The following is a 17,036-nucleotide window of genomic DNA, read 5'->3' as shown; positions in this document are numbered from 1 at the left end:
GTGCCGGTAACTCTAAACGGAGGACAATCGATGAAACCCGCGATGCTGACCGCTGCCATGGTTCTGGCCATGCCGGGTTTAGCATTTGCCCAGGACAAGTGCGCCGCCAAGGATCAGGCCGCCCCGAACGCGTGCGCCGATGCCGCGTCCAGGAAATCCGACGACAAGCTGAACGAGCTTTACCAGCAGATCGAAGCCCGCCTGAAGGACGATGCGGATACCAGGACGCTTCTTGTTCAGGCACAGCGCGATTGGGTCAAATTTCGCGACGCCGAGTGCGGTTTCCAGACCGCGGGAGCGGCTGGAGGAAGCGTGGTGCCAATGCTCATCGCCCAGTGCATGGACAGCCTGACGCAATCCCGTGTCAAAGACTTCGAGGGCTACCTGAAATGCCAGGAAGGCGATCCGAGCTGCCCCGTTCCGGCAGCGAACACACCACCTGCCGTACCTGCCGTGGCCGATGAGAACGGCCAGACCGGCCTTGCCCAGGCTGCCGACCCGATACCCGTTCCATTGCAACATGTCAGGGACTACGGAACCGACAGTGATGAAGTCATCTATCACAAACTCGGGATCGTGGTGGGCATCAATGGTGCCAAGCCTCGTCTGTACGAATTCGACACCGGGTCGGATGAGTTCAACGCGGAGATCGATTCGAGTGTCCCCGGCATAAAGCCGGTGCCCGGCAGCAAGCCTGAAATGTATCCCTATGGAGACGGCACCTATGGCGATTGGGTACAACAGGTCCGTTTCGACAGCCTGTCCTATTACGATCCGGATGATCCCTCAAAGCCTGTCGTAACCCTCGATGGCGGCTTTGGCGCTGCTCGGGTGGTGGATTACGTCTACACCAAGGGTTTCGGCGACCTCGAGGATTTGAAATTGACGCAAAAGCCCGTGGGCTACCATGGCGATACGCCGGTCTATGCGGATCTTAATGCTCGCGAGAGCATGCAGAAAGGCGAACCCGGTGGTTCGACGACGTTTTACGGCATCTTTGGAGCTGGCGATTTTATCTTTGCAGGAGACCAGACCACTGCCCCCGGCAGTCAAACCCAAAGCGGCTATGTGGTCTCCGCCAATGCAAATCTTGGAAAAAAGAAGACCACACCGGGCTGCGTTCCCTGCCTAACGCTGAATTTGTCCCCCAGTCTGAGGTCTCAGTTCACGGCCCTGACCCCGTGGGGCAAGCTGGACTACAAAGACGCTCAGAGGAAATTTCCACGATCAGGCGCGAACGCATCCAATGAGTTAGAAGGGTCTTACCGTTATACAATTTCTTTTGATCATAAAGGAAAGAAGCAATCGGTTGATTTCAGTGGGCCTGTTTTATTGGATACAGGAACGTCGACCTTTGTCTCCATTACCTCAGAAGAAGTTTTAACTAAGCTTCGATCGAGAGGATTCGAGCTTAATGAATATAATTCAACTATAAGCAATTTTAAGTTTTTGGGATTTGAAGATAGTTTCAACAACAATGAATACAGCGACATCGTTATCGATCGCCAAAGCAATGAGGGTGACGGCAATGGAGTTACTGTCGGCATACCCTTCTTTCAGTCCAACTCCGTAATGTATGATCTGGAAAACAGAACGACCGCATATTCACCCTATTTTGTCAGCGCTGCTAACTTCACGACAGACGCGGCTGCCGAGGATCAAGTGCAGCTGAATCGCGCGACCAGCGCTGCTGGAAGCAAAGGATGGCTCGGACTGGCCGGCATCATCTCCGGCGCCGGCGACTTCACGATCGAGAAGGACGCCGACGTGCGCATGACCGGGGCCAATACCTACACCGGCACAACCCATATCGCGGCCGATGGGTATCTTACTCTGGCCGGGCCGGGCAGCATTGAGCATTCCTCGCGCGTCATGGTCGACGGTGTGCTCAACATCGATCAGAAAGGAAACCACCTGAAGCCCTGGGGAGTGGCGCACTCCATGAACGATACGGCCATTCGCAACCTTAGCGGTAAAGGCAATGTCTATCTGGGTGCGGGCAGACTGATCCTGACAGAAGCCAACGCGCAATTTGATGGAACCATAGCGGACTTTGATGACGCCGGCGGCATGAGCGGCGGCCTCGTTGTCGCCGGCGGCAAGCTGACGCTGAGCGGCAAGAACAACTATTCCGGCGTGACGGAAGTCGTGTCAGGGGCGCAGTTGCGCGTGACCGGCTCTTTGACCGGTGACATTTCCGTCTCGGGATTGCTTGTCGTTGACGGGGAGGCCTCCGGCAAAGTCACGGTCAAGGAAGGCGGCAGGCTGACCGGCTTAGGAACGCTCGGCAGCGTCATGGTCGCCGAAGGTGGCAAAGCTGATCCAATGAAAACCAGATAATCGGGAAAGGGAAATCGATGAAAACCGCAATTCTGACTGCTGCCGTGGTTCTGGCCATGCCGACTTTCGCCTTTGCCCAGGACAAGTGCTACGACGCCGCCAAGGATCAGGCCTCGCTGAATGCGTGCGCCGATGCGGCGTTCAAGAAATCCGACAAGAAGCTCAATGAGCTTTACAAGCAGATCGAAGCCCGCCTGAAGGACGATGGGGATACCAGGAAGCTTCTTGTCCAAGCTCAACGGGATTGGGACAAATTTCGCGACGCCGAGTGCAGTTTCCAGACTTCAGGAGCTGCCGGAGGAAGCGTAATGCCGATGCTCACCGCGCAGTGCATGGACAGCCTGGCGCAATCCCGGGTCAAAGCCTTCGAGGATTACCTGAAATGCGGCAAGCAGGGCGATCCGATGAGTTGTCCCGTTCCGGCCGCGAATTGACACCTCGGTGCCGGGATGAAGACCTTCATCGTATCTGCAGTGCACTTGATAGCTGGGCTGTTGCTGGCGGCAATTGTTACGGTCGCAAGTGCCGCTGAGATCCCCGAAGGGGACTATTACATCGTCGCGAAGCATTCCTACAAAGCGCTCACCGCCTTTGAAGACGGGCGTGGCGAGGTCGTGCTTGGTCAGTCCGCTCGCAAACCCAAGGATGGTCCCGCGCAGCTGTGGACCATCACCAGGGCGACCGGGGAAACGAACGGCGCAACCTATCAGATCCGGTCTCTACGATACGGGACGTATCTTGCCGGCGGCGACGAAGACGAAAACGGGGACACGAGTGTCGTCCTCGAGAATGAACAGCCCGCCGGAGGGTGGCGCTTCAAGCCGCATCTGAACAGCTATGGCGTCGAGCTGAATGACAGCGGCACGACGCTCAACGTCAGGGCCAATGAACGTGCGGACAACGCTCGGATCATCGTCTATGACGCCAGCCTGGACGATAATGCCCAGTGGTTGCTTTATCCGGCCGGCAATGGCGACCAACCGGCAGCGGCGTCGGCAGCGGTGTCGGAATTCGACAATCTGAACAAACGCTATCGCCTCGCCCCAATGCCTGCAGCCACACCCGAGGCCAATAGGCTGAGACGCACGAAGCTGATGGACGATCAGCCAAGCGGTGTGTTCGTGAAAAAGGGAGAGGCAGTATCGGTTACGGCCGAAGGCCTGCCGCGTTCCCCGGACGGCTTGATGATCATGATCGGCCCGATGAACAGCTTCTATGACGAAAGACCCCAGGATGACCCGCAATTGGTCATTGCCAGGGAAGGGCGCACCGACTTCACGGCGAAGCGCGACGGGCTGATCTATTTCCGCTACGTCGACAGCGGCTTCAGTGCGGCTCTGCCTCCGATCGACGTGGCCATCGTGCGCGGCGGCAGTTCGATCCCCCTCTACGTCAAGGGAAAAACAAGCTTCGAAGACTGGCGTAAAATGCTCACCGACATGCCCGGTGCGCCATTCGTCGAGATGATAAGCGAGCGTGTTGCCATTACCGCGACCCGCAAAGTCTATATGAGGGCGCCTCAGGACGACCCTGCGGAAATTCTCGACACACTCGAGCAAATTCTAGGCTGGTACGATGCGCTATCCGGCCTCGACGGTTCCTCCAAACTTCATCGGCCGTCCCGTTTGCGCATGCACTATCAGCAGGACACGGTGACACCGGCGAAGGTCTTCGACGACGGCGTATACATGTACGCAGGCAACTATTTTATGGGTGTCCCCGGCAGCAACATGGGTGATTTGCTGGACGTGAAGAAGCTGCGGCAAGCGTGGTCGATCTGGCATGAAACCGGCCATATGTACCAGCAGCAAGATTGGACCTGGGGCGAGATCGTAGAGACCACGGTCAATATCTATTCGCTCAACGCCCAAGCACATTTTGGCCATCCGTCCCGCCTGAAAGAGCGCGACGACTCTACCGGCAAGACGCCGCTGGATCTGGCGGCGCGATATCTGGCGCGGAAGACGCGCGATTTCGACAATGAAAAACAGATGCGTGTCAACGCGGATGACGACGATGAGCTTTGGGCGCGGCTGGTCATGTTCGATCAATTGCGCCGGGGTCTCGGCGAGGACTTCTATCCGAAGCTTCACCGACATTACCGCGAGCATCCACTGGATGATGCCAATGAGCAGGATACGGTCAAGGTACAAACCTTCATCCTGCGTGCCAGCACGGTCGCAAATCAGGACCTGACCCGGTTCTTTTCCGATTGGGGGGTGCACATCGAGCAGGAAACCGCCGACAGATTGAAGCGTTTGAATCTGCCTCCAGCAGATCCTCAACTGTCGCGCGTTGCTCTGAATGTTGCATCACGAGGAAACTGAATGATGAAGCCGGCGGCGAGCGCGATGCCGGAGCCAGGCACGAAAGGATGCGGGGTATCGGCATTGCGTGAGGGGCTAAAGGAGGTGGATTGTGAAACGCTATAGATCACTGCCCGCAGTAACGATTGCATCTGCGCTGTTGGCATGTGCTGTGCCGGCGACAGCGCAGGGCGACCTTGGCTTCGACGTCAACGTCACCCTGTCCAAAAAAGCAGCCGCCAAGCTCGCCGCTAAAAAGGAAGGGATCGTTGTGCTCGCCTCCTATTACGGTGACCCGAAGCGGAGCGCCGGGAAGCACGCCAACGAAGTCGGCCAGATCGATCTCACGCCGCAGGACGAAGAGGTCGAGATAGCGGGCACAGCGGGCCACGCTCACATCAGCGGCACAAAGGTCGACACGAAGCGTCTCGACTGGCTTGCCGGCCCTCCCGAGGTCAACGTCAACGTTGCGTCGGCGCGCAAGAGCAGTCCGGACAATCTGCTCAGCTGCGATTTCATCGACGGTCCACTAAGCGATGTCCAAAGGAAGCCCGTGACGCTTCATTGCGGATTGATCGAAGAAAATGTGGACACGAAGTTGAGGCCATAAGGCTTACAAAATCATGCCGCCTCGCTACCGGCGCCAACGCAGATTATCGGCGGCATGACCTGCTTTGCTCAAGGGAGGTAAAGATTCTCATGCGCCCATTGTTCGCTATGTGTTTCGGCCTGACCATCATGTCCTTGCCTGCTGCCGCCCATGCCGAGCGTCGTTGTGGCTGGTACTCCAGCCCGACACTCGGCAACCTCGTCCTGGCCGACAGTGACGGGGATTGGTGGATCCAGATGCAGGGACGGCCGGATCCCAAAGGCATCGACAATGTGCCGGCCTTTGACGAGCGACAATTCGTCGAGACCAATGTGCCTGGTTCGGGTCACGGCTACGGATGTGCGTGCATGACCGTCGAAACCAACGCCAAGCAGCAAAAGATCACCAGAATAATCTCGGGCGAAATCCTTCCGCTCGTGCGCTGTCGCAACGACAGATCGCTGCCTAACCCGGACGGATAGGCATGACCAGGAACCGGCGACAGTCAGGAAACGGCGCCTCTCCTCCAATCGCTTCTGGATCGAAGGGACGGACCGGCGATGCTTCCGTAATTAAACATCTGATGGGTTCAGCTTGTGGAACCGATCGAAAACGGGACCGCGGAGGAAGCCGCGGCCAATATTCGGAAACGTCAACCAGATGGCGCCGTAGCGCCACAAGTTACCGAAAAGCATCATGATCCGGCTGGTTTTTCTTTTTCTTGGGGCGCGTGCGCTGAAACCCATCTGGCAGCTCCTGACTGCGGCAGGCGTCATCTGGATGCTTGTCGGGGTTGCCATCCTGTTCGATCTGAGCGATGGCGCGCTCTCCGTCGCGCTGGATACGCTCGCCGTATTCCTGGTAGTCGAGGGACTGGTCGAGATTGCCGCGGCCATATCCGTCGGGCTTCGCCAGCATTGGATTGATACGCTGCGTGGCATCGCATTTCTGTTCGCGGCGTTTCTGGTCTTCGACGTCCCCTGGGACAACAATATCGGCGCGGCAATCGTGTTCGGCACTGCCTTCCTGGTTGACGGGCTCTTTCGGATCGGCTCTGCTTTGGTGATCCACAACCCACGCTGGCGGGTGGGGATTATCGCCGGCCTGATCGAGATCAGCCTGGCCATTGGCATCTTGATGTCCTGGCCGGTCCCGCACCAGCTGACAGTTCCATTTTGCTTTGCGCTCCTTCTGCTGACATCCGGCTATGCACTTGTGCGGATGGCCCTGCCATTACGGCAATTGCCGGAAGGCGGCTCGATCACCTCCCTGCCGCTTTATGCGGCCCGAAACTGGCAGGGTCGCGTGGCCCGCCCGGTCATTCCCGCAAACGGCGATGTCTGGGCCAAGGCGGACGAGGTCCTCAATGTCTATGTCTGGACGGCTGTTGGTTCGATAAAGGACCCGGAGCGCAGGATTCTAATCGACCGGTATGTCGCGGCAGTCGACAAGAAAGGCGTGATCTCAACGGGCCATTCCGCGCTGGAAATGCCACCGGACCTTTACATCAGCCACTATCCGTTCGACGACATCGACCACAGCGCTGACGACTTCCGGGCCATTCTCTCGGCGGGACATGAGAATGATGTAGCTGGGCGGTTCAACGAGTCCCTTGCACAGGAATCGGCCGACTGGTGTGAGCCGGACCAGAAGGTGACGTTCCACAGGTTCAATCCGCAAGCCCTGAGGATATTCTGGGAAGCATATTCTCAGGACAAGACCTACAATCTCACGGCCCGCAACTGCTCGACAACCGTTATCCAGGCACTCGATGCGGCTCTGGAGGGCGCATCGTACAACGGCCATGTTTGGCGGGATCTCTTCAAGATCATCAGCAACCCGCAATTCTGGTTGTTGCGGCTCGTGCGCGGCCGGGCTGAGGCCTTGACGTGGACCCCTGGGCTCGTTCTGGACTATACGCGCCTCCTGCGCAGCGTTGTTGAGCACAGCGACCGGCGCTGGAGAAGCAAGCTCTCCGACGCGTTCAGCACTGGCCGCAAGCTCGCCCATGTGGCCGAGCGCGACGGGGCGCCTGCATGATGAGCGGGCTTGTGCGCACGTCAGCGGTCGTCATCCTGACCGCCGCAATCTTCGGGCTGACCTATGGCCTCAGCGCACCGCTGATTGCACTTGAGCTGGCGGAAGCGGGCTATTCCGAAAGCCTTATTGGGGCGAACAGTGCCATCTACGCCATCGGTGTACTTCTGGCGGCCCCCTACCTGCCCCGCCTTGCACAGCAGCTTGGATTTGTGCGGCTGGCGAAGGGAGCTCTAATAGCATCGGGCGGGTTGTTCGTCTTTTTTCCCTTGGCACCGTTTCTTTGGGTCTGGTTTCCCTTGCGTGCGGCTCTCGTAGCGGCGTCAGAGACGCTGTTTGTCGTTTCCGAAACGTGGCTCAACCAGCTTGCCGTTGAGAGAAACCGGGGACGAATGATAGCAATCTATATGACCGCTCTTTCCTGTGGCACCGCAATTGGCCCTGCCATCCTGGTCCTGGTCGGACGTGAGGAGTCTCTTGCTTTCGTTGTCGGCGCTGCAATAGCACTTGTCGCTTGCGTGGTCCTGATCGTAGGTAGGCCCGATGCAGCCAAGCCAGCGCGCGAGGATATCGGCAATCCGTTTCGGTACCTCAAACTAGCGCCAGTGGCGGTTGCTTCCTCAGTCTTGAACGCCGCATTGGAAGCGGCCGGTCTCAGCCTATTGCCGCTCTATGCCATCCGCCTTGGATGGCCGGAGCATTCAGCGACGCTCCTGTTAACCGTGCTCCTTATCGGCTCGATCCTGCTGCAATTGCCCATCGGCTGGCTCGGTGACCGAATGGACCGCCGGTGGCTGCTGATTGCCCTTGCGGCCATATCGACGCTTGGGGCGTTTGCATGGCCCTTGGCCTTCTTGCACCCGTGGGTTGCCTATTCCCTGCTTTTCCTGTGGGGAGGTGCCTTCGTCGGCATCTATACGACTACGGTCGCCATGCTCGGCGAGGCTTACAAGGACGCAGAATTGCTCAGCATCTATGCGTTGCTCTCCATCGCCTGGGGTATCGGCGCGCTCCTGGGGCCGCTCATCGCCGGCATGGCGATGGAAAGTTCACCGCATGGTCTGCCCGTCTTCGCTGCGATCACCTGTGGCGGATTCACGTTGTTTGCCGGCTCGCGGAAGGTGATATGGAAACGAGGCAGGGTGGTATGACGATTGCGGCATCTGTGTTGTTGGCGGGTGCCGGCAACGGCCCAGCCGACATGAGCTTCGACGATAACGTCATGCTTTCCAAAAAAGGCAGCTGCCGAGCTCGCGGCTGAAAAGGAGGGGATCGTTGTCGTCGCCGGCTCTCGAGCGAAAATCCTGGTGCGCTGTCGACGCGTACAGCCTAGGACATCCGGCCAAGAAAAAGCCCGGCAAAACCGGGCTTTTTCTTGGGTTTCCGAACCCTATCAAAAAGTTCGAAACGGGAATTTGGTGCCCAGAAGAGGAATGGGCAGATTGCGGAAAAAAGATAACAAAATCAATCGCAAGGCTAGCCAATTTGCGTGGCCTGTGTAGCACCGATGTGGTGCAAAAGTCGAGACCACGATGTGACCTGCCTCGATGCGCATTCAGTACGTCTCGAACACTTTACTCATGACGCGAAACATTATAACAAGCTTCCGCGCTGCTCAGGCAGTGTATTCGAGCACTTTGAACAACTCCTGCTACCGGGTTCACGCGAAGGCGTCTTGAACGCCTTTCTTGAGCAAATTCGCTCAACGCAAGACAGCGACCTGGATTCTGAAAAAACAGAAACCCGCGAGGCGGGGCCAGGAGCTATTGTTCGTGCGCGACCGCAGCATCGACAGGCGTCTGCCCTTCCTTGAGCCAACAAGGAAGTTGCGCAGTGTCGATTCCATTCCATCCACAGAAAGACCATTCGAACTCGGTAGGTTGCCGCTTATTCGCGTCGACTTTTGAATACCGTGTGAGCCTGCGGCCATGACCCCGCGAGCACGCCTCTACCGACTGTCCTGGCATTTCGTCGGCATTCGGGTCGCGGGCTGGAAGGTTGCGCCAATCCTTCCCGGCGACTGTGACTTGTTCGCTGGTCACCCCTGTTCAGTGCCTTTGTCGGGCTGCCATGACGAGCGCTTGTCACCGTGCATCATCAAAAAGGATATCCGGTATGCCCGCTAAGCTCAATCCAGCGACTCTTCGACGCTCGTGTGCGCGACATTGGATCGAAGCAGGCGCGTCCATCGTGCCGCTTGTCCCCCGAGGAAAGGAACCTACCGCTGGCTTCAGCTCGCGCAAATCAATCAATACGGTTGCCGAGGCTAGGGCATTTCTCGTGGCCAACCCTCAAGCGAACATTGGGATCGTTACAGGCCTCAAATCCGGTCTCGTCGTGTTGGACGTCGATGGCAAGGAAGGGCGCGCGTCCCTAAGCGCCCTGATAGGGAACCACGAGGCCCTTCCGCCAACGACGACCGTGACTACGGGAACGGGACGCCATTACTATTTTCGCCACACAGGCGCACCAATCTCCGGCCGAGTCGGGCATCTCGGCAAGGGTCTGGATATCCGTGCAGAAGGTAACTACACGGTCGGACCGGGCAGCATTCACCCGAGCGGCCGCGTCTATCGGTACAAAAAAGGCCGACACTTTAATCGGGTCAAGCCTGCGCCACTTCCGCTGTGGCTGCTGACGCTAATGACCGGCCAAACGGGCGATAGGCCGGTGCTGAACGAGGCAACCCCGAACTCTCCTGTCACGGAAGGTTCTCGCAACACCTATCTGACCAGCGTCGCGGGCAACCTGCGCAACACTGGGATCGATGAGGCCGCCCTTCTTGCCGCGTTGAAGGTGGTGAATACGGGCAAATGCACTCCACCGGTGAGCGAGGCAGAGGTTGAAAAGATTGTTCGCAGCGTAGGTCAGTATTCCATATCGAACCCCGGCAAGGACGCGGCCGAAGCTATCGCGCAAGCGGTTTTAGATGCCCACTATGCCGGTGGTGATCATCTCATCTATGCTGCTGACGGCAAGTTCTGGGCGTACGGCGGCAGAGTCTGGGCACCCATATCGGGCAAGACTATCCAGGGTCAGGCGCTGAAAGCAGTCAAGACTCTGCAGGCGCAAAAAAACAACACCGCCTCGCTTATCGGTCAAGTAGAGAGTCTTTTGAAGGCAGACGTGTCAACCGACGAGGACAAGCTCCGGTTTAAGTCCACGCCGCCAATGGTTGTTAACTGCAAGAACGGTGAGCTTTGGCTGGGTCCTGACGGGACGCCCGAGCTCCGCGCCCACTCGCCGTCATCATTCTTGCGGAACTGCCTTGATGTAGAATACCTACCCGGTGCTACATGTCCTCTGTTCGATAAGGCCCTTTCGGAAATTTTCGGTAAGTCTTCCAACCCCGCTGCGATGGCGGCCTTCTGGCACGAATTCGCGGGCTATGTAATTCAGCCTGAGCGGCCTATCCCGATCATCGTGATATGTCGAGGAGCAGGTCGCAACGGCAAGACCACGTTGGTCGACACATTGATTCGGCTGCTCGGCCAGGAGCTCGTTGCCGCGATGCGGGTGCAGGATCTAAACCAAAACCAGTTCTCGACCAGCAACCTGCTCGGCAAGCTGCTTTTCGTTGACGACGATGTGAAGGTGGGGACACGGCTTCCCGACGGCGATTTGAAAAGGATCAGCGAAGCGAAGCTGATTTCCGCCGAGCGCAAATTCGGAGAGCAGTTCAATTTCATTGTGCGCACGGTGCCGATGCTGTTGTGCAATAACCCGCCGTCGCTTGCAGACCTTAGTGAGGGTATGCGCCGTCGCCTTGTGGTCGTGCCTTTTGACCAAACTTTTACCGAAAAGGAAATCGACAGGGATCTGTTCAAGACCATCTGGGCTACCGAGATGTCCGGCATTCTCAACAAAGCCCTCGAAGGCTGGACGCGCATTCAACAGCGAGGGCTTAAATTCCGAAAACCGGCCGACGTTGTCCGCGCAACCAATGCATGGATCCTGTCGGCAAATCCGGTGCCAGGATTCATCGAGGAAAAGTGCGTCAGATCTGGGCAGTGCTCGACCGAGATGCTTTATTCCGCCTTTCAATCTTGGTCGAAGGAGATGGGCTTCACGTTCACTCAACAGCGGCCGAGCTTCAAGAAAAGCCTTCAAAGTCTTGGCATCGATTTCAAGCATACCAACAGCGGAGACGCTGCCGTAGGCCTCAGTCTGAAAGGTGACCGTCCCGTTGCTCGCCCCCCGCGCGGCCACTGGGTTGCCCCCGGTAATGGTCGGTGACGAAAGTGACGGGTTAAGCTGACAAGCTATACTAAAGCGTACTTTACTTTCACATTAATAGGGAAAACCCGTCACTTTCGTCACCCACAATTCCCCGGGAGAGAAAGTGGCGGTTTGCACCGACCACAACCGGACCGATACGTCCGGACGGACCGTAGGGATGCCGAATGAAGATTTCACCTGAGCAGCGTGACGCTTGGCTGAAGAAGACAGCCACCGGTCCCTTCAATCTCTGGCTCGAGCCGCAGGTAAGAGGGCCGGATGGGCAGTTGGATCTAGGCCAGTTATACGGGGTAGCTAGGCGCTATGGGATCGACCGACAAACCCGATATTCGCACCTAAACCCCGGCCAACAACGGATGATCATCGGGAATATGTTGCGCCGAATAGTACCTGCCGGAGAGTACGAAACAGGCGTGCTTATTTCTGAGATTGTCGAGCAGGCATCCCTGCCGGGCCGACCAGAAATCATTCGAACGGCAGGCGTCACTGAACTGCTGATCTTGCATAGCCAGATCATGGAAGAGCTACGGGATCGGGAGATCGTCCGCACCTCCAACGCGCCCCTCGGGGATTACGCCGAGCTTCTATTTGCAACAGCATTTGGCTGGTCGCTGGGAAACAACTCGTCTACTGGTCACGATGCTACAGATGCCGCTGGCATACGATACCAAATCAAGAGCCGTCGAGTGACGCCGAGGAATGCCTCGCGTCAATTGAGCGCGATCCGACGGCTACCTGACAACGCGTTTGATTTCCTGGCCGCGGTCCTATTCGATGAAAGCTATCGGGTCACGAAGGCTATCGTCATCCCGCATGCGGTCGTGGTGCGCCGTGCAAAGCGCGTAGAGCACACCAATAGCTGGCGGTTCATCTTGGATGATAGGGTCTGGGACGAGGAAGGTGCTCGCGATGTGACCGAGGCAGTCGCCTCGGCTGCCGAAACGGTATGATCTTCCTCTCTACCGATAATCAGCCCGCCTCAACAAGCACGGTACATCCACTCGCAAATATCCTCGTAGCCAAACATCCGGAACGGCCGCTTGAGATTTATTCCGTAGCCGATCTGAGTCTTTGAGAGGATGCAAAGTAATTTCCGACGATCCACCGTCCCGACATCAGGACTGGGCATTTTCCCCCCTTTACGTGTATCGATTAGCAAATCTCACGCGGATTCCCGGATTCTTGAGGGGTACAGACCGTTTGGTCACGGCGGCGGTACCGAGAAGCGCGAAGCCGAGCGATAGCTCCCAAAGCGGGGACATTGACTTTAGGAAAATATTCCTGTAAACTGGATTGTGGCCAGCTGCGTCATTCGACGGGCTTGGGCCAGACCCTAACAGGAGCGCACTAACATGCCTTTGACAGATCGACCCGACATGCCATGTCGGCAGCCAACACACCACACCGCAAGGGGCCATCTGGCCCCTTTGTCATATCTGGAGGCAGGCCAATGAGCGTGGCCTCCGAAACCACCCCCTCGCTGATCGTCTTTGGCCGGGATGATGCCCGTAAACCTCATGCCTCGGTCTTCCTGCTGCCCGATGTCGAGGCGGCGGAAGGGGCAGCGAAGCGGATGGGAATGCATTCACATCGCATCGAACCGGGCGAAGCCGCGGAGATCGTCATGCGCCTTCCGGCTGGCAAGTTGTTCGACAGTGGCAAGGCGTTCGTGCCCTTTACCAAGGCGGAGCTCTACGAGCGCATCGTGGCCCTTGCGGGGGTCGCTGACGAGCGCGACGGCGGGCCGGGCGATGATAATAAGGCCGCCGACACCCCTGAAAACGCTTCAGCGGGCTCGCCTGAGGCCGTGGTGGGCCACAGCGGGGGCGACGGCTCCGCTGGCGGTGATGGTAGCGACCTTTGGGCAAAGCTGGCAGTCGGTGATATGGTCCTGGCATCGGAGGGTCCCGACGAGGGATATTTCGAAGCCCGGATTATGAAGGCGAAAGCCAAAGGCATCTACACCCTGAAGTTCAGGGATTACCCGGAAGCCCCGCAGATCGACCGCAGTTACTACCAACTTGGCCTGATTCACCCCCGCCAGTTGGCGAAGAAATAAGCGGCCTTGCAAACGGGCCGGGTTCGTCCCGGCCCGCCACCCCTCAATCAGACATCCAATCAAAGGAACTGACCCATGACTTGCTCAAAAGAGCGCGTCGACCGGGCGGCGGCTGATCAAAAGACGCGCATTCGAACCCTCAATGACCAGCTCCGCCGGACCGGATTTGGCGGGCGCATGGTGATGACCGCCGGTATCGCCGCGCTGCCCGCCCACGAGATCGCTACAATTCTACTGGCTGTGGCCAGTTTCGACGCTTTCGATGGAAACAACGATCCATGGGGCGAACACGACTGCGCCCTCCTTCACGTCGGCGACCGACAGCTGTTCTGGAAAATCGACTACTACGATCGCGCTCTGGTCAACCTGTCGCCAGATCCTGCCGATCCAGCCGTCACCACCCGGATCATGACGGTCATGTTGTCGGAGGAGTACTGATGGTCCTCACTGCACAGGGCATGAGGGCACATCCGCTCGCCCGTCTATGGTGCCTTCGACTTTCTGCCGGACGAAAGCGGGGATGGTTGTCGAGCTCCTTTGGGAGGCTCGGTCAAAAGCGCCGCGGCGGGCACACCAAGAACCCTTGCGAGAGCATCCAGCGTATCAAGCGTGACGTTCTCCGAACCTCGCTCAACTCGGCCGACGTAAGACCGATCGACCTCGGCCGCCAAAGCCAGCCGCTCTTGCGACAGACCCTGCTCGACGCGGAGCTTGCGGAGATTCCAGCCAATGATCTTGCGCACGTTCATCGTGGGCAAGAAGGCAACACAAACGGCTTGACAATCGACGGACTGACAGTCCCCTATTTAGTCGGGGAGTTGCTCATGTCCGAGCAATCGATGGGTCACAAATCCTCGGGGGGATTGAAGTGAAAATCGCAGTTGGAATTATCGGCATTCTGCTCGGCTTGATCGTGCTGCTGCAGTCTTGTGCGGTAGCAACCGGCGGAAGCTTGGCCTCGAACCAAGACCTAGCCGGGGCAGGATCGGTCGGCGTGTTCGTTGGCCTGCTCTTTTTCGTGGGCGGAGCGTTTGCTTTCGGCCTGCCGATCGTCTCGGCGATCGTGTTCGTGGTTGGCAGCCTGCTCGCATTTCTGGCCGCGAGTTCATTCCCTGACATGACAGTTTGGGCGATAGCCGACCTAATCCTAGCCACCATGGCCTTCTTCGCGTGGCGAAGCGCTCGGAGTCCGAAGGCAATAGGGCGGCCAGCCGAACCGGAGCGGCACAAATGAACAGCCTAAAAGGAGGATCCGTCGCAACCGTGGCCTTCTTCCTGCTGCTAGGAGCTCTCTTTGCGGCAGCCGGAGAAGACGACCTCCTGTCTTACGGATCGCGGGCCGGAATAAACGTGACCATCACGGGACGATCGGGCATCAATACAGGCAAGGCCGAACTAGCTCTCCAATTCACGCGGGAGAACGCAAAGAGCTACTGCGTCGAAGATGAGCAGACTGACAGCCAGAAATGCATCGATCGGGTGCTTTCTGAAGTGAAGGTCCAGCCCCGCATTTCCGCCAATTGTGAAACCGGCGAGTTCACCAATGTCTGGGGTCGCCGGTTCACATTCAAAGGCCCGGCCGGGGATGGTGACTACCCATATAACCTCGAGCCGCAGGACGGTGACACATCAGAGGAGCATTGGTCGGACTACGATGTGGCGATCGGCAATTTCAAAGCCTTGTGCCCGGCAAGAATTGCTGAAGCGGACGGTACGCCCAACGCTGATGGAAGCGAACAGCCGCGCGGCAACATGTCTTCGTTTCGCGGCATTCAGCTTGGAATGACCGAAGCTCAGTTAGCTCAATCGTTGGATCGAACGTTCGTCCTCCAAAACGAGCTGCCCGCACCGAAGATATTGGGGGGCCGCACCGACGGTGGTCCTAATATAATTCGAGCTGCGAGCGGCACGCTCTTCATTGTGAGGGGGGAACAGCAGTGCGGTAAGGTCATGTTCCGCGACGGACAAGCAGATCGTCTGGACCTCTATCAGTGCTACTTCGACATTGCCGGTGGGATGTCCATACAAGATTTCGCACAGCAAGTGATCGATGCCTACGGCCTCGAAGATGGCATGGCGGGAAGCTCGCAGACTCGAGGAGACGGTGCCTACCAATTCGAGCACATCGAGTATGTGGGCGTTAAGCAGGCGACTTCTGAGCGCTTCACGGCGTCCTCCAACGGACTGATGAGCAACAGCCCCACACTGACGATCGAACGAATTCCGAAGGCCAATTTCAACTAGCAGCACGGTCCGCAGCGTCATCGACCAAATCAGCGGCCACTGGTAGCTTTGGCGGCATGAGCAAATCCGAAAAGATTCGCGAATTGGCTAGGTCAGGCATGACCACGGCCGAGATCGCTCGGACCCTTGGCATACGATATCAATTTGCCTATGGAGTACTTCGGGGCGCAGGCATTGGCGAAAAGGATAGCCAAGCGCGCCCGCCAATGCGACTACGGCGAAGCCTGATAAAGGGCCGCTTATGTGGAGATGCTGGTCGCTGGCGGCTTTGAGCATGTCGGAAGCTGGATCCTTTCGCCGGACCAGCGATTGGTCATCGATCGGGACCTGCCAAAGGCGGTGGGTGTATATGCTTTTGCAATGGATGACATCGTTCTGTACGTCGGCGTTGCGACTATGGGGCTGGCCAAGCGGCTCTACTTTTATGGCCGTCCCGGGGTTTCGCAGCGGACAAGCCTTCGCATCAATGCAACGATGATCTCTGAGTTGGCGACGCGTCCTAAAGTAGATGTCTACGCTGCCTTCCCGCCCGATATGGAGTGGAACGGCCTTCCGGTTCATGGCAGTGCTGGGCTAGAGTTGGGTCTGATCAAGAAATACGCCCTCCCGTGGAACATGCGTAGCGCCAGATAAGTTTGCGCGCTCTGTGTTTCCTGATAAGGAACGGATAAAAGCAAGAGGGGATCTAAAGATGGCAAACGAGGGTGAAGCAACCACAAGCGCATATTTGTTGGAACTTACTGCGGACATTGTCGCCGCTTATGTTCAGAATAACGCTATGCCAGCGACTGCGCTCCCTGATTTGATCGCCAGCGTAAATTCTGCGTTGTCAGGACTGGTCCAGCCGGTCGAGGAGCCGCCGCCATCGCTCACGCCAGCGGTAAATCCTAAGAAGTCGATATTCCCAGACCACATCGTGAGTTTAGAGAACGGGCGCAAATTCAAATCTATGAAGCGCCATCTGGGCCTGTTGGGGATGACACCTGACCAATACCGGGCCAAGTGGGGTCTGGCGAAGGACTATCCTATGGTCGCGCCGAGCTACGCGGCTCAGCGGTCCGTCCTTGCTAAATCCATTGGCCTCGGCCGCAAAGCAACGCCCACCAAAACCGCGCCAAAGAAGGCATCGGTGGCGAAGTGACGTTGCCCCCAGTTTCTATCCAGTTTTGAGTTCGTTTCCGGCGTGGGTTGTGCCCTGCTGGGCCGGTGAAGCGACGGGCGC

Annotated in this window: 15 protein-coding genes; 14 read left to right on the top strand and 1 reads right to left on the bottom strand. The window is 57.7% G+C overall.

Features of this window, described 5'->3' with window-relative positions; all coding sequences use genetic code 11:
* Positions 1-30 precede the first annotated feature (30 nt).
* The 11 genes from NKH21_RS30370 (at position 31) to NKH21_RS30320 (ending at position 14,008) form a co-directional block, all read left to right on the top strand.
* The gene (locus NKH21_RS30370) at positions 31-2,340 is read left to right on the top strand and encodes a lysozyme inhibitor LprI family protein (RefSeq protein WP_352869517.1); all 2,310 of its coding nucleotides are present in this window, start codon (positions 31-33) and stop codon (positions 2,338-2,340) included.
* Positions 2,341-2,357: 17 nt separating this feature from the next.
* Positions 2,358-2,774 carry a lysozyme inhibitor LprI family protein gene (locus NKH21_RS30365; protein WP_352869515.1) on the top strand — a complete coding sequence of 139 codons (417 nt, stop codon included), beginning with the start codon at positions 2,358-2,360 and terminating at the stop codon, positions 2,772-2,774.
* A 15-nt stretch (positions 2,775-2,789) separates the two neighbouring features.
* Positions 2,790-4,667 (top strand): M60 family metallopeptidase, encoded by a 1,878-nt coding sequence (locus NKH21_RS30360; protein ID WP_352869513.1) that lies wholly within the window; start codon positions 2,790-2,792, stop codon positions 4,665-4,667.
* Between the two features lie 91 nt (positions 4,668-4,758).
* The gene (locus NKH21_RS30355) at positions 4,759-5,256 is read left to right on the top strand and encodes a hypothetical protein (protein WP_352869511.1); all 498 of its coding nucleotides are present in this window, start codon (positions 4,759-4,761) and stop codon (positions 5,254-5,256) included.
* Positions 5,257-5,345: 89 nt separating this feature from the next.
* Positions 5,346-5,717, top strand: coding sequence for a DUF4087 domain-containing protein (locus NKH21_RS30350; protein WP_352869509.1), 372 nt, complete (start codon positions 5,346-5,348; stop codon positions 5,715-5,717).
* 214 nt (positions 5,718-5,931) lie between these two features.
* Entirely contained in the window at positions 5,932-7,275 is a 1,344-nt protein-coding gene (locus NKH21_RS30345) for an HdeD family acid-resistance protein (protein WP_352869507.1), read from the top strand.
* Positions 7,272-8,423: an MFS transporter gene (locus NKH21_RS30340; RefSeq protein ID WP_352869505.1), complete on the top strand. Its 1,152-nt coding sequence runs from the start codon at positions 7,272-7,274 to the stop codon at positions 8,421-8,423. Before NKH21_RS30345 ends, NKH21_RS30340 begins: the two co-directional genes overlap by 4 nt.
* Positions 8,424-9,387: 964 nt before the next feature.
* Positions 9,388-11,508 carry a phage/plasmid primase, P4 family gene (locus tag NKH21_RS30335; protein WP_352869503.1) on the top strand — a complete coding sequence of 707 codons (2,121 nt, stop codon included), beginning with the start codon at positions 9,388-9,390 and terminating at the stop codon, positions 11,506-11,508.
* Positions 11,509-11,675: 167 nt separating this feature from the next.
* Entirely contained in the window at positions 11,676-12,461 is a 786-nt protein-coding gene (locus NKH21_RS30330) for a hypothetical protein (RefSeq protein ID WP_352869501.1), read from the top strand.
* Between the two features lie 500 nt (positions 12,462-12,961).
* Positions 12,962-13,570, top strand: coding sequence for a hypothetical protein (locus NKH21_RS30325; protein WP_352869499.1), 609 nt, complete (start codon positions 12,962-12,964; stop codon positions 13,568-13,570).
* A gap of 75 nt (positions 13,571-13,645) precedes the next feature.
* Entirely contained in the window at positions 13,646-14,008 is a 363-nt protein-coding gene (locus tag NKH21_RS30320; RefSeq protein WP_352869497.1) for a DUF3768 domain-containing protein, read from the top strand.
* Positions 14,009-14,052: 44 nt separating this feature from the next.
* On the opposite strand, the gene NKH21_RS30315 is transcribed toward NKH21_RS30320, so the two are convergent.
* Positions 14,053-14,319: a helix-turn-helix domain-containing protein gene (locus NKH21_RS30315; RefSeq protein ID WP_352869495.1), complete on the bottom strand. Its 267-nt coding sequence runs from the start codon at positions 14,317-14,319 to the stop codon at positions 14,053-14,055.
* Between the two features lie 481 nt (positions 14,320-14,800).
* Between NKH21_RS30315 and NKH21_RS30310 the strand changes: the two genes are divergently transcribed.
* The 3 genes from NKH21_RS30310 (at position 14,801) to NKH21_RS30300 (ending at position 16,955) form a co-directional block, all read left to right on the top strand.
* Positions 14,801-15,814, top strand: a complete 1,014-nt coding sequence (locus tag NKH21_RS30310) for a hypothetical protein (protein WP_352869493.1) — start codon at positions 14,801-14,803, stop codon at positions 15,812-15,814.
* Positions 15,815-16,057: 243 nt separating this feature from the next.
* Positions 16,058-16,447: a GIY-YIG nuclease family protein gene (locus tag NKH21_RS30305; RefSeq protein WP_352869491.1), complete on the top strand. Its 390-nt coding sequence runs from the start codon at positions 16,058-16,060 to the stop codon at positions 16,445-16,447.
* A 58-nt stretch (positions 16,448-16,505) separates the two neighbouring features.
* Positions 16,506-16,955, top strand: a complete 450-nt coding sequence (locus NKH21_RS30300) for a Ros/MucR family transcriptional regulator (protein WP_352869489.1) — start codon at positions 16,506-16,508, stop codon at positions 16,953-16,955.
* The last annotated feature ends 81 nt before the right edge of the window (positions 16,956-17,036 follow it).

This window comes from Mesorhizobium sp. M1329 (genome assembly GCF_040318035.1).
Lineage (GTDB): Bacteria > Pseudomonadota > Alphaproteobacteria > Rhizobiales > Rhizobiaceae > Mesorhizobium.
This window is presented reverse-complemented; position numbering and strand designations above follow the sequence as displayed.